The 12,720-nt window shown below is 59.1% G+C and carries 15 protein-coding genes; 4 read left to right on the plus strand and 11 right to left on the minus strand.

The window, feature by feature from the left end; genetic code table 11:
• From tolR to ruvC, 7 genes are all read right to left on the minus strand, one after another.
• The gene (tolR, locus tag ACR0BF_RS00825) at positions 1-477 is read right to left on the minus strand and encodes a protein TolR (protein WP_480473731.1); all 477 of its coding nucleotides are present in this window, start codon (positions 475-477) and stop codon (positions 1-3) included.
• A gap of 2 nt (positions 478-479) precedes the next feature.
• Positions 480-1,175, minus strand: a complete 696-nt coding sequence (gene tolQ, locus ACR0BF_RS00830; protein ID WP_209505518.1) for a protein TolQ — start codon at positions 1,173-1,175, stop codon at positions 480-482.
• Between the two features lie 109 nt (positions 1,176-1,284).
• Positions 1,285-1,668 (minus strand): tol-pal system-associated acyl-CoA thioesterase, encoded by a 384-nt coding sequence (gene ybgC, locus ACR0BF_RS00835; protein WP_480518814.1) that lies wholly within the window; start codon positions 1,666-1,668, stop codon positions 1,285-1,287.
• Entirely contained in the window at positions 1,665-2,288 is a 624-nt protein-coding gene (locus ACR0BF_RS00840; RefSeq protein WP_480624079.1) for a hypothetical protein, read from the minus strand. The genes ybgC and ACR0BF_RS00840 overlap by 4 nt, the downstream gene beginning before the upstream one ends.
• A gap of 64 nt (positions 2,289-2,352) precedes the next feature.
• The gene (gene ruvB, locus ACR0BF_RS00845) at positions 2,353-3,372 is read right to left on the minus strand and encodes a Holliday junction branch migration DNA helicase RuvB (protein WP_480605015.1); all 1,020 of its coding nucleotides are present in this window, start codon (positions 3,370-3,372) and stop codon (positions 2,353-2,355) included.
• 4 nt (positions 3,373-3,376) lie between these two features.
• Positions 3,377-4,054, minus strand: a complete 678-nt coding sequence (gene ruvA / locus ACR0BF_RS00850; protein WP_480624080.1) for a Holliday junction branch migration protein RuvA — start codon at positions 4,052-4,054, stop codon at positions 3,377-3,379.
• Complete coding sequence (ruvC, locus tag ACR0BF_RS00855; protein ID WP_480624081.1) at positions 4,051-4,548, minus strand: crossover junction endodeoxyribonuclease RuvC; 498 nt, start codon at positions 4,546-4,548, stop codon at positions 4,051-4,053. Before ruvC ends, ruvA begins: the two co-directional genes overlap by 4 nt.
• Before the next feature lie 333 nt (positions 4,549-4,881).
• Between ruvC and ACR0BF_RS00860 the strand changes: the two genes are divergently transcribed.
• Positions 4,882-5,097, plus strand: coding sequence for a DUF1127 domain-containing protein (locus tag ACR0BF_RS00860; protein ID WP_209505505.1), 216 nt, complete (start codon positions 4,882-4,884; stop codon positions 5,095-5,097).
• A gap of 106 nt (positions 5,098-5,203) precedes the next feature.
• Here the strand turns inward: ACR0BF_RS00860 and ACR0BF_RS00865 are convergent, their stop codons facing one another.
• The 4 genes from ACR0BF_RS00865 to ACR0BF_RS00880 all read right to left on the minus strand — a co-directional run bounded on the left by ACR0BF_RS00865 (position 5,204) and on the right by ACR0BF_RS00880 (position 10,107).
• Positions 5,204-5,560, minus strand: coding sequence for a hypothetical protein (locus ACR0BF_RS00865; RefSeq protein ID WP_480473739.1), 357 nt, complete (start codon positions 5,558-5,560; stop codon positions 5,204-5,206).
• Positions 5,561-5,649: 89 nt separating this feature from the next.
• Positions 5,650-6,528 (minus strand): 50S ribosomal protein L11 methyltransferase, encoded by an 879-nt coding sequence (locus ACR0BF_RS00870; protein ID WP_480624082.1) that lies wholly within the window; start codon positions 6,526-6,528, stop codon positions 5,650-5,652.
• A 65-nt stretch (positions 6,529-6,593) separates the two neighbouring features.
• Entirely contained in the window at positions 6,594-7,826 is a 1,233-nt protein-coding gene (locus ACR0BF_RS00875; RefSeq protein ID WP_480473741.1) for an MFS transporter, read from the minus strand.
• An 85-nt stretch (positions 7,827-7,911) separates the two neighbouring features.
• On the minus strand, positions 7,912-10,107 hold the full coding sequence (locus ACR0BF_RS00880) for a primosomal protein N' (protein WP_480624083.1): 2,196 nt from the start codon (positions 10,105-10,107) through the stop codon (positions 7,912-7,914).
• Between the two features lie 88 nt (positions 10,108-10,195).
• Here ACR0BF_RS00880 and fsa point away from each other — a divergent pair, with 88 nt between their 5' ends.
• From fsa to ACR0BF_RS00895, 3 genes are all read left to right on the plus strand, one after another.
• Entirely contained in the window at positions 10,196-10,849 is a 654-nt protein-coding gene (gene fsa / locus ACR0BF_RS00885) for a fructose-6-phosphate aldolase (RefSeq protein ID WP_480622775.1), read from the plus strand.
• A gap of 197 nt (positions 10,850-11,046) precedes the next feature.
• Positions 11,047-11,754: a DUF484 family protein gene (locus tag ACR0BF_RS00890; RefSeq protein ID WP_480624084.1), complete on the plus strand. Its 708-nt coding sequence runs from the start codon at positions 11,047-11,049 to the stop codon at positions 11,752-11,754.
• Positions 11,751-12,671 carry a tyrosine recombinase XerC gene (locus tag ACR0BF_RS00895; RefSeq protein WP_480624085.1) on the plus strand — a complete coding sequence of 307 codons (921 nt, stop codon included), beginning with the start codon at positions 11,751-11,753 and terminating at the stop codon, positions 12,669-12,671. The genes ACR0BF_RS00890 and ACR0BF_RS00895 overlap by 4 nt, the downstream gene beginning before the upstream one ends.
• Positions 12,672-12,720: the final 49 nt, after the last annotated feature.

Here is a 12,720-nt window from a genome sequence, read left to right on the forward strand (position 1 = left end):
TCACTCTCCACCTTCATCCAGCGTCGGCCCACCGGTATCGGTCACAAGGCCAACGTTGGAAAAACCGCCCGCGTTCAGTGCACCCATGACCTGCATCACCTGTGCATAAGGGATTGCGCCATCGGCCCGCAGGAAAACCCGGTCGCTGCTCCGCTCTGCCGCAATGGCACGCAGCTTGCCAATCAACTCTTCGCGCAACACATCGGTGGTCTGGATCTGCACGCGGCCGTCTGCGGTCAGAGTCACGGTCAAAGGCTCTTCGTTGTCGCCGGGCAGCGCACTGGCCGCGGTCTTGGGCAGATCGACCGGAACACCAACCGTCAGCAATGGCGCGGCCACCATGAAGATGATCAGCAATACCAGCATGACATCCACGAAAGGGGTCACATTGATCTCGGCCATCGGCTGCGCGCGACCGCGACGCCGACCACGTCTGCGCCCATTGCCGCCCGAAGATTGCTGGATCGCAGCGCCCATCTTCAGCTGTCCAACTGGCGCGACAGGATGGTTGCGAATTCATCCGCAAAGGCTTCATAGCCGCCAACGATCCGGTCACTATCTGCGCTGAGTTTGTTGTAGAAAATCACCGCCGGGATCGCCGCCAAAAGGCCCAACCCTGTCGCCATCAACGCCTCGGCGATGCCGGGAGCCACCACAGCAAGGTTAGTGTTTTGCTGCTCGGCAATCTCGATGAACGCATTCATGATGCCCCAAACGGTGCCAAACAGCCCGATAAACGGAGCTGTGGAGCCAACAGTCGCCAGAATGGGAAGCCCTTTTTGCAAGGTTTCCGCCTCTTTCGCGATGGCGACATCCATCGACCGGTCGATACGCGCGGTTGCCCCGGCAATCAGCCCGCCATCATTGCGATGCGACCTGCGCCATTCGATCATGCCTGATGCAAAGATCTTTTCCGAGCTGCCATCCGGCTGGGTTCCGATCTGCTCGAACAACTCATCCAACGGGTTGCCCGACCAGAAGCTTTCATCAAAAACCTGCGCCTCGCGTCGGGCCGCGCGATAGTTGATCAGCTTCTGAATGATGATCCCCCAGGACCATATGGATGCGCCGGTAAGTACCAGCATCACCAGTTTGACGATAAAGGTCGCGCGGGCAAACAGCCCCCACATGGAGAAGTCGATCTCCTGCGCCAGCGCCAGCGTTTCAGCTTCCATGAACCTGCTCTTTGTTTTGCCTGATGGCCGTTCGTTTGGCCTTGTTTTGCCAAACGCTATCTCAGTTGGTCATGAAAAGCCAACAGAACCACCCACGGTCCGCAAATTGTTACATCAATGCGCGAATCTCTGCCGGCAAACGGATCGGCTTGCCTGCTTTATTGATGCAAACGGCCGTGACAGTTGCACGAAATATTTCGGTCTCACCGCGTCGGACAAGCTGTGCCATGGTCAGACGCACGCCCGAGATTTCGGTAACTTCGGTTTCGACAATCAATTCATCATCGAACCTTGCAGGCGCCAGATACTCGGCCTCAAGCCGCCGCACGACCCAAACAATGCCCTCTTCCCGCATGGCGTTCTGGTCATTGCCCAGATTACGCACCCAGTCCGAGCGCGCGCGCTCGATATAGCGCAGGTAGTTCGCATGATAGACAACCCCACCCATGTCGGTGTCTTCATAATACACACGGATGGGGTAGGTGTGTTTCATTGCAACGTCTCCAGACGGGCAAACAGCCTTAACGCGTGCGAGGCATCCTGTGCCGCCCGTGGCAAAACCGGATCATAGGCCGCCCGGATCAAGGACGCGATGTCGGGACGCAGGATCGTGGCCTCACCTGCGATTGCCAGTGGAGATTGATTGCGAAATGCAGTGTCCGACCAGAGCAAGATTGTCTGCACGACCTTATTGAGCGCAAGGGTTTCAGCCGGAACCTTCGACAATTCTTTGTCCATGCGCAGAAACACAAACGCCGCGCGGATCGCGCCATCTTCTTCGAACCGGAAAATGCGGTACTGGTTTGCATCTGCCGCGACCAGCCGCGCAACCAAAGGTTCCAGATCCGGGACCAGACGATCAAGGTCCGGTACTTCCAGCAGCTCCTGCCAGTCGCGGAAAAAGAAAACCATGCAATTCGCGCCAAGTTCAGGGTCCGTCTCGCCCATTTGGTGACCGGCCAGCGTGACAACAGCTTCAAAAGCCCCCTTTACGGTGGCTAGCGTCTCGTCTTCAACGCCGAAAACGATCGGAACAACAGGCCGTCCCCAGCGCGCAAACAAAAACTCGCCGCTTTCGCGTGTGAACAGCGCCTCAATTTCTTCCGGTGTCACCGCCAGCCCTTCATCTTTTTAAAAATACTCTCGCCGAAAGGCATAAAATCTAAGTGCGCGGGCTTCAACCGAACAGATCGCTTTGCCGCTTGGGCACGGCCATCCCAAGATGCGTCCACGCCTTCTGCGCCAACATCCGCCCGCGCGGAGTACGCTGGATTAGCCCCTGTTGCAGCAAATAGGGCTCGATCACCTCCTCAAGCGAGTCGCGGCTTTCGGACAGCGCGGCAGACAGGGTTTCAATCCCAACCGGGCCGCCTGCGTAGTTTTCGGCAATCAGCTTCAGATACCGCCGGTCCGCACCATCAAGACCCAGATTATCAACGCCCAGACGGGTCAAGGCACCATCGGCCAGGTCCCGTGTGATCCGCCCGTCCCCTTCGACAATTGCGAAATCCACAACGCGTCTCAGCAATCGCCCGGCGATACGCGGGGTTCCACGCGACCGGCGCGCGATTTCGCGCGCACCATCGTTATCCGCGGGCGCACCCAGTTTCCGCGCGTTCCGGGTGACGATTTCGTGCAACTCATCCACCGTGTAGAACTGAAGCCGGGTCGGGATACCAAACCGGTCACGCAAGGGCGTTGTCAGCAGGCCCATCCGTGTGGTGGCCCCCACCAGTGTGAATGGCTGCAGTTCGATCCGAACGGTGCGCGCAGCAGGACCTTCGCCGATAACAAGATCCAGCTCGAAATCTTCCATGGCCGGGTACAGCACTTCCTCCACAACTGGGTTGAGCCTGTGAATCTCGTCGATGAACAGCACGTCACGCGATTCAAGATTGGTCAGAATCGCTGCCAGATCCCCCGCCTTGGCCAGAACCGGGCCTGAGGTCATGCGGAAGTTCACTCCCAATTCACGCGCCATGATCTGCGCGAGGGTCGTTTTGCCCAACCCCGGAGGTCCGTGAAACAAGGTGTGGTCCATCGCCTCGCCGCGTTGCCGGGCTGACTGGATAAAGATGCGCAAGTTGGCGCGCGCCTCAGCCTGACCAATGAATTCATCAAGCCCCTGAGGACGCAAGGCGCGGTCATTGTCTTCCGGCAGGGGCTCCGGGCGCAGGGTGGGATCAGCGTCAACCATTCACTTACCCTTTCGGAGCCAGCAGCCTGAGGGCCGCGCGGATCAGATCAGCCTCGTCCGCATCCGGCTGGCTTGCAGCTGCTTCAGCCACAGCGCCCGCCGCGTCGGACGGCCCATATCCAAGATTGGCCAGCGCCGACAACGCCCCGGCAGACGCGGCCGCAGCACCTGATGGCGGTTTCGATACACGTCTAGGTGCGGGCGTAGAATCATTCGGCTCAACAACCTCAAATTCCGGGCCGTCCAGCGCCTGAGTAATCGTGCCACCCATGGCCATCACACCCGGCGCCTTGTCCTTGAGGTCCAACACGATCCGCTGGGCTGTTTTTGGCCCGACCCCCTTGGCCGCCTTTACCGCACCCCAGTCCCCCAGGGCAATTGCGCGGCTGACACCGTCGGGTCCCAATGCACTCAGGATCGCCAGCGACACCTTCGCGCCGACCCCCTGGACCGAGCACAGCAGGCGATGCCACTCTTTCTCGACAAGCGACAGAAACCCGTAAAGCTGCATCAGGTCTTCGCGGACAACCATGTCAGTGTAGATCGAGACCGCCTCGCCCACCCCCGGCAATGCCGCCAAGGTCCGGTCGGAACAATAGACAAGATAGCCGACGCCCCGGACATCGATCAGCACATGATCTGCCGCACGATAATCCAGCCGCCCTGTCAGTTTTCCGATCATGCCCGCACCTCTTTCACACGCGCCTGTTGCGTCTTTCCGTAATAGGCGTGGCAGATTGCAATCGCCAGTGCATCCGCCGCGTCGGCCCCTTTCGGAAAACAGCCCGGCAATTGCAGTTTGACCATGTGCATAACCTGCTCTTTCTCGGCATGACCCACGCCCACCACGGTCTTTTTGACCCGATTGGGTGCATATTCCCCCACCGGCAGACCGGCCTGTGCCAGCGTCAGCAACGCCACGCCACGCGCCTGCCCAAGCTTGAGGGTTCCGGCCCCGTCCTTGTTCACGAATGTCTGTTCGATAGCAGCCTGATCGGGCCTGTGATCCGCAATCACTTCGACAATCTGATTGTGCAGCGACAGCAACCGCTCGCCCAGATCGTCGCCATCCGATTTGCATAATCCATTGGCCACATGGCGCAGGCGGCTGCCATTTGATTCGATGACGCCCCATCCCAGGGTTCTAAGCCCCGGATCGATGCCCAGAATTCGCATGTTTTGCCTCGGCCTGCTCGGGTTGTGTGATCTTTTTTCAACGCCTAGCACGAAGCGTGAACATTTTCCAAGCGAATTGACCCCAGGGCTGAAAACGACACGCGTGCTTCAGGCGCGACTTCGGGCGCGTTTTGCGACCCAGTGAAGTCTGAATTCGACACTTTCTCAAAGGCTTTTTCACCAATTGTTTAAGGGGATTACAACTTCGTGAAGCCTTGCAGAAAACGCATAGGACACATGCAAAAACTGAACTTGTGCGAACGAAATGACGGCACTAGATGCCCCGCAGACCGCAGAAATGCAATGTGAACACTAACCAGAAGGAAACAGGATATGGCTGCACTGGACACAACCCGCGTCGCTACCACTGGCTCGTTCGGCCTTGTTGGCCGTATCGGCGCATTTTTCGTATCGGCCGTTAACGCCGCAGTTGAATGGAATGACGCCCGCGTAACCCGCAACGCGCTGACCGGTCTGACCGACCGCGAACTGGATGATATCGGCCTGTGCCGCGGTGACATCGACACCATTGCCGAAGGTCGCCGCTAAGAACCGACCCCAACACTTATATGCCCCTTCCTCCTCCCTTGAGGGGCACACAAAAACACCGCGCACCGTAAGGGTACGCGGTGTTTTTTTAATCCGAGGGAGCGGATTAGTAGAAAACTTTGTTCAGCTGAGTGGCGAGGGCTTGCGACACAGGATCGATTTGCATAACCCAGGCACCGGCTTTTTCGACTGGTGTGCCTTCGTTCAGGCTGTCGATCCGATATTGATAGCCGGTGGGACTAAGGTGGGACAAAAGAAATGCTTTGAAGGCGAAGAAACCCACAAGCGTAAGCAACAGCACCTTTGCTGGCACCGCCGAGCTCACCCGCTGCGGCCTCATCACAACCAGGCCATCCTTGCGCATCGTCGCACGATAGCCACGGCTCATCTTTTGGTGTTTCTTGTTCAGGCGATTTACGCGCTGATTGAACTCCAGTTGTTTACCCGTCATGGCAGCCTCCAAAAACCGCCCCCCTCGACTTCATTCAGAAAACGGTAAAAAGAGATTGCGACAAAAACGTGGCAAAAACCTATAAAACTCCTGCAAATGGCCTAATTCGCGCCCTGTTTGGTTAAAATTAGGGTCGTCCACTCACCAATCTCGGCCCTATAGGTCTGATCGAACCCGTTTTGTGAATAAACGGAAACCAAGTCATCGGCCTGTTCGTTAAGGATTCCCGACAGGATCGCATGCCCACCTGGGCGGAGATTCGCTGCCATTTCGGGTGACAAGGCCACCAGAGGCCCTTTGAGAATATTGGCAAAGATTAGATCGTATGGCGCGTGCGCCTTGAGGTCGGGATGATCGAAACCTGCGGCTTCAACACACCGAACCGCGCCGGACATACCGTTTGCCTTCAGGTTGGCTTCGGCCACTTCAACGGCCACTTCGTCGATATCGCTGGCAATGAAATCACCATCCCATACCCGGGCTGCCGCCATGGCCAGTACGGCCGTGCCGCAACCGATATCCGCTACTTTCGAGGCACTGAACCCTTCATCCAACAACCGGTCCAGAGCTTTCAGACATCCCAGCGTGGTACCGTGATGCCCGGTGCCAAAGGCCATTGCCGCCTCGATCAGCAGTGGAATGCGACCGTCGGGCAGATTGTCGGCATCGTGGCTGCCATAGACAAAAAAGCGGCCCGCCTCAACCGGGGCAAGCTCGCGCCGCACATGGGCCACCCAATCGGTTTCAGGCAATTCCGACACAACAAAAGGTTTGGCTTCAAAGGCAACTGTCAGAACGGCCAGCGCGGCCTCGTCAGGGGCTTCGGTGAAATATCCACCCACTTCCCACAGGCCCGAGCCATCTTCGACCTCGAACACACCGACGCCGGTTGGTTCGGGCTCCAGCCGCTCCATCGCTTCGCCCAGACCTTCGGCGGCTTTCTTACCTGTCAGCGTGGTCAGCGCAGTGAATGTGGGCATCCGGAACTCCTGTGTCAGTTGGCACTGCGCGTAGGACGGTGCGCCGCCAACGTCAAGCTTGCGACCTATTCCGCCGGGGCTGGCGCGTATTTGCTCAGGACGGTCTCATTGCCCGGTTCCGGGTGGCGTGGAACCAGCAGGGACAGCAGCAGAGAAACGACCGCCATCGCCGCCGCTAGGCCAAATACGGCGCCTGGCGACATGACCCAGAGCAAACCCAGCAACGCGGGCAGGAAAACAGCAGCGATATGGTTGATCGTGAACGCGACTGCGGCAGTTGGCGCAATATCCGCCGGATCGGCGATTTTCTGGAAATAGGTTTTCAGCGCCAGCGCCAGCGCAAACAGCACATGGTCGATGACATAGAGCGTCGCCGCCAACAGCACGCCCCAGCCAAACCAGTAGATGCCACCATAGGCTGCGAACACGATCGCCAGACCGGTGTATTCAAAGATCAACGTGCGCCGTTCGCCAAACTTGGCCACCGCTTTACCCAGCAACGGAGCAACCATCATGTTGATCATCAGGTTGATCAGATACAGGCTGGTCAGCTCATGCACTTCAAAGCCGAACTTCTCGACCATCATGAACCCGGCAAAGACGACAAAGATCTGTCGCCGCGCACCGGCCATGAATTGCAGCGCGTAATATAGCCAGTATCGACGGCGCAGGATCAGTTTCTTGGTTTGCGGTGTGGGGGCATCGAATTGCGGGAAGGCGAACAGGCAAAACAGGGCTAGCAAAGCTGTTGCACCGCCAGCAGCCATGAAGACAAAGTTATAGGACAGATCGAACCGCTCCCAGGTCAGAACGATCAGCCCGTAAACCACCATCGTTGCAGCCGAGCCCATTGCGACCAGCCATCCCAATATCTGCGGCGCGCGATCCTTGGGAAGCCATTGCAACTGAAGCGACTGGTTTACAGTCTCATAGTAATGAAACCCGATTGAACTGAACAAGGTCACGAACAGCAATCCGCCAAGGCTTGGGAACCAGGCCGTAAAAGCCGTTGCGACCCCAAGCATCATCAGCGAGATCATGGCCAGCACCTGCTCGCGAATGAAAATGATGACGGCAATCACGCCGACCGCCAGAAAGCCCGGAATCTCGCGCACCGTGTGTAGCAGGCCGATATCGGCCCCGTCGAAATTCGCTGCCTCAATGACGAAGTTGTTCAACAGCGCGCTCCACGCATTAAACGCGATGGGCATGGTCAAGGCCATCACGAACAGAAGCGTGACAGGACGACGCCAGAACGGAAGGCTCTGCGCCTCGGCAAGGGGCATAGGTTTCAGCATGAGAATCCTCTACGCCCATTTCCCAACTTTGGCGAGGGGGAAGCGACCGGCGCACAATGGCCCTGCATTAATGCAGACGTCACCGTCAGTAAAAGCTTTGTGGATCGATATCGACGGTCAGGCGGATATCGCCTTTCAGGCGTAACGGGGCAATCCAACGGGCGATAGCATCCTGGATTGGTGCGCCCTTGGGTGCCTTGACCAACAGGCGGACACGGTGACGTCCGCGAATACGGGCAATCGGCGCCGGGGCGGGGCCAAACACCTGTGCACCGATCTGGCGCAATGGACCGTCGTTGCGCGCCATGGCATTGCCGATGTCAAAGACCGGGCCGACCTCTGGCCCTGACAGAACAATCCCTGCCATACGTCCATAGGGTGGCACACCGGCCGCTTGCCGACCGGCGGCCTCGGCCTTCCAAAAGCCCTCTTCGTCACTCGACAGAATCGCCCGGATCACCGGATGTTCCGGCTGAAAAGTCTGTAACAGCGCCTGCCCCGGTTTTTCAGCCCGACCGGCACGCCCCGCAACCTGCCGCATCAACTGAAATGTTCGCTCGGCAGCCCTCAGGTCTGCGCCATGCAGACTTAGATCCGCGTCGATCACCCCCACCAATGTCAGCTTGGGAAAGTTGTGCCCCTTGGCCACCAGCTGCGTTCCGACAACGATATCGGCATCCCCGGCCGCAATCTCTTCGATCTTGGCCTTTAGTGCGCGGGCTGAGCCGAAAAGATCAGAACTTAGCATGGCAATTTTGGCCTCGGGGAAAGTCACCTCGGCCTCTTCGGCCAAACGCTCAATGCCCGGCCCCACCGGAGCCAGCTTGCCCTCGACCCCGCAGGAAGGACAGATCTCGGGCATCGGCTTGGTCTCGCCGCATTGGTGGCACATCAGGCGCTTCAGGAATCTGTGTTCGACCATGCGCGCGTCGCAATGGTCACAAGCGATCTGTTCCCCGCAGGCGCGGCACAGGGTTACAGGAGCATATCCCCGACGATTGATGAACAAAAGCGACTGCTCGCCTTTCTCGATCCGCTGCTGCACCGCTTGCCGCAAAGTCGGAGATATCCACGTTCCGGCCTGCATCTGTTCGGCCCGCATGTCGATGGGCTTCATCTCGGGCAACACTGCCGCGCCGAAGCGCGAAGTCAGGTCGATCCGATCATATTTACCTGCCTCAGCATTTGCCCAGCTTTCCAGCGAGGGGGTTGCGCTTGCCAGAATCACCCGCGCGCCGCAGATGGCCGACCGCAGGACCGCCATGTCTCGCGCGCTGTAATGCACCCCGTCTTCCTGCTTGTACGAGGTGTCGTGTTCCTCGTCGACCACGACCAGCCCCAGATCGCGATATGGCAGAAACAGGGCTGACCGCGCGCCAACAACCAGTTGAGCTTCCCCCTGCCCGACCATCCGCCAGACTCGCCTGCGTTCAGTCATGGTCGCGCCCGAATGCCACTCGGCAGGGCGCGCGCCAAACCGCGCCTCAACCCGTGTCAGGAATTCTGCGGTCAGCGCAATTTCAGGCAAAAGGACAAGCGCCTGCCGCCCCATGCGCAGCGCTTCGGCCACGGCCTCCAGATAGACTTCTGTCTTGCCGGAACCCGTCACGCCTTTCAGCAGCGTCGTGCCGTAATTCCCCGTCCGTTGCCCGGCGCGAAGCTGCGCAACCGCACTTGCCTGATCTTCGGTCAGGTCCTTTCCCGGCAAATCGGGATCAAGATGCGGATACGGCAGGTCGCGCGGGCTGTCTTCTTCACGAACCGCGCCTTGCTTGACCAAGCCTTTGACAACGGACGAAGTTACCCCTGCCTGTTCCGCCAGTTCCTTTAACGTGAATGCCAACCCGCCATAGTCGCGCAACACGTCAAGTACACGGGTTCTGGCGTCGGTCATCCGGTCTGGCAGGGTGGCTCCCAAACGATAGATCTTGCGCATGGACGGCGGGTCACCCAGCCCCGGCGCGCGGGTCGCCAGCCGCAGCATCGCGGGCATCGGTGTCAGGGTATAGTCGGCAACCTTGCCGAGGAATGCCCGCATTTCCTCGCGCATCGGTGCAACTTCCAGCAGACGGATCACCGATCGCGCCTTGTTCAGATCGAAACCGCCCTGCCCCGGCCCCCAGACCACGCCCAACACCTTGCGCGGACCAAGTGGCACCTCGACAAACGCACCCAGAAAGCACCCTCCTTCGGGCGCTTTGTAATCCAACGTCCGGTCAAGCGGTTGCGTTGTCAGCACCGCAATCAGCTCTCCCTCGTCGAAAAATCCGTTAGCGCTCACAGCATATCCTTTGCAGGGGGTTCCAGCATGGCTCTCTTTGAGGTAAAGCCATCCGCGACCAAGGCCAACCCATCAAAGGACTGCCCTCATGAAATTCTTCGTAGACACTGCAGAGATCGACGCCATCGCTGAACTGAACAATCTGGGCATGGTGGACGGCGTGACCACCAACCCCTCGCTGATCCTGAAATCGGGCCGCGACATTCTGGAAGTGACCAAAGAGATCTGCGATCTGGTCGACGGTCCCGTTTCCGCCGAGGTTGTCGCCACCGAAGCTGACGACATGATCGCCGAAGGCCGCAAGCTCGCCAAGATTGCCCCGAATATCGCAGTGAAGGTTCCGCTGACATGGGCCGGTCTGAAAACCTGCAAGACGCTCAGCGATGAAGGACAGATGGTCAACGTCACCCTGTGCTTTTCGACCAATCAGGCGATCCTGGCTGCAAAAGCGGGTGCGACCTTCATCTCGCCCTTCATCGGTCGTCTGGACGATATCAACCTGGATGGCATGGATCTGATCGCCGACATCCGTCAGGTCTATGACAATTACGGATTCGAAACCGAAATTCTGGCCGCTTCAATCCGCACCGTGAACCACGTTACCGAAAGTGCCCGCATTGGTGCCGACGTCATCACCGCGCCACCAGCCGTGATCAAGAAACTGGCCGATCACCCGCTGACTGACAAAGGTCTGGAAACCTTTCTGGCAGACTGGGCCAAAACCGGTCAGAAAATCCTCTGATCTGGTGTGCAACCGCGCGGCGCTATCAGGCGCCGCGCCCGGCCCAACGGCCCAAAGCCTGATCTGCGATCGGGCGTGGCAGGCGGGAGCCTATCCGCCACAGCATCCTGGGAAATCCACTCTTGCGTGCATTTTTCCCAAGGCAAATCCGGTTCGGCATGCTATAAGCCGCCCAACAAAAAAAGACCGGACAGGACATGAGCAGCAATCCCAAACTCGAGGATAATCTCCGCGCGGCAATTCTGGCCGAGCCCGACGTCGTTCTGGACGACAAGGACCTGATGCAAGCCCTTGTGGCCGCGAACGAACGCGCCCGGGGTGATAATGTGATCGATCTGCGCGGCATTGCCATGCAGCGGCTCGAGGCGCGGCTGGACCGGTTGGAAGATACCCACCGCTCGGTCATCGCTGCGGCCTATGAAAACCTTGCAGGCACCAATCAGGTACACCGCGCGATTTTGCGCTTGCTGGAACCCGTCGAATTCGAGGATTTCCTGCGTGCCCTTGGCGCCGATGTCGCAAATATCCTGCGGGTTGACCATATCACGCTGGTTCTGGAAACCACCGTGGTTCAGAACGATCCTGCCATCGACAGGCTTGGGGGCGTTCTGACGATCGCAGAGCCCGGCTTTATCAACCAATACCTGACGAACGGTCGCGGCGGCCCTGTCCGCGACGTGACCTTGCGCGAAACTCATCAGCCGAACCGACGTGTTTTCGGCGCGCTGGCGGATCAGTTGCACTCAGAAGCCTGCCTGAAGCTGGACCTCGGTCCGGGTCGCCTGCCGGGCATGATCGTCATGGGGGCCCGTGATCCGCGGCATTTCACACCGCAGCTCGGCACCGATCTTTTAACCTTCTTTTCCGGCGTATTCGAACGCTCGATGCGCCACTGGCTGTCGTGAACCTGATCTCACCCGCCTGCCGCGACGCGCTCCAGCACTGGCTGGACACTCTGGGCGCGCTGGCGGGGCGGTCGCAAAACACGCAAACCGCCTATCGCGGCGATGTCACCGAGTTTCTGTCTTTCATGACCCTGCATCACGCAGAGCGGCAGGGGCTGAAGGCGCTGGAACGGATCACCGTGGCGGACATGCGCGCCTGGATGGCGGATCAGCGCAACGGGGATATTGGCGCGCGATCCCTGGCGCGCAAGCTTTCTGCTGTCAAAAGCTTCTATCGTTGGCTGGCCGAGCGAGAGGGGTTTGAACCCACCGCCGTTCTGTCGACCCGCGCGCCCAAATTCATCAAGAAACTGCCCCGCCCTCTGGCCGAAGACGCCGCGCGCGCCATGATTGACACGGTCGAGCTGCAATCTGTGTCCGACTGGGTTGCGGCCCGTGATGTTGCGGTTGTCACCCTGCTTTATGGATGCGGCCTGCGGATATCCGAGGCCTTGTCTCTGACCGGTGCAGACGCGCCCTTGCCCGAGACGTTGCGCATTGTCGGGAAGGGCGGCAAGGAGCGGGTCGTCCCGGTTCTTCCAGCTGCCCGAGACGCGGTTGACCGATATCTTCAGCTTTGCCCCCACCCGCAAGCGAAGGACGCAGCCTTGTTCCGGGGCGTCCGTGGCGGCCCTCTGAACCCGCGCGCAATTCAGGGCGTCATGGCTAAGGCACGGATGCAACTGGGGCTGCCATCAACCGCCACACCTCATGCCATGCGGCACAGCTTTGCCACCCATCTGCTGTCCGCCGGAGGAGATCTGCGGGCCATACAGGAACTGTTGGGGCACGCCTCATTGTCAACCACACAGACCTATACCGCAGTGGATACCGCGCGGCTTATGGAGGTCTACAACCGTGCGCACCCCAAGGCGTGACCGATACATCGAACAGAAACCTCGGGCTTTTGGTTTGCATCTCTGGCGT

The sequence above is a fragment of the Ruegeria sp. AG7 genome, assembly GCF_056541545.1.

Coding starts and splice junctions, on each gene's coding strand:
- ruvC (WP_480624081.1), bottom strand. CDS start 4,548: ATGCGAATTCTGGGCATCGATCCGGGGCTTAGAACCCTGGGATGGGGC.
- ACR0BF_RS00890 (WP_480624084.1), top strand. CDS start 11,047: ATGAGCAGCAATCCCAAACTCGAGGATAATCTCCGCGCGGCAATTCTG.
- tolR (WP_480473731.1), bottom strand. CDS start 477: ATGGGCGCTGCGATCCAGCAATCTTCGGGCGGCAATGGGCGCAGACGT.
- ACR0BF_RS00875 (WP_480473741.1), bottom strand. CDS start 7,826: ATGCTGAAACCTATGCCCCTTGCCGAGGCGCAGAGCCTTCCGTTCTGG.
- ACR0BF_RS00860 (WP_209505505.1), top strand. CDS start 4,882: ATGGCTGCACTGGACACAACCCGCGTCGCTACCACTGGCTCGTTCGGC.
- ruvA (WP_480624080.1), bottom strand. CDS start 4,054: ATGATCGGAAAACTGACAGGGCGGCTGGATTATCGTGCGGCAGATCAT.
- tolQ (WP_209505518.1), bottom strand. CDS start 1,175: ATGGAAGCTGAAACGCTGGCGCTGGCGCAGGAGATCGACTTCTCCATG.
- ACR0BF_RS00870 (WP_480624082.1), bottom strand. CDS start 6,528: ATGCCCACATTCACTGCGCTGACCACGCTGACAGGTAAGAAAGCCGCC.
- fsa (WP_480622775.1), top strand. CDS start 10,196: ATGAAATTCTTCGTAGACACTGCAGAGATCGACGCCATCGCTGAACTG.
- ruvB (WP_480605015.1), bottom strand. CDS start 3,372: ATGGTTGACGCTGATCCCACCCTGCGCCCGGAGCCCCTGCCGGAAGAC.
- ybgC (WP_480518814.1), bottom strand. CDS start 1,668: ATGAAACACACCTACCCCATCCGTGTGTATTATGAAGACACCGACATG.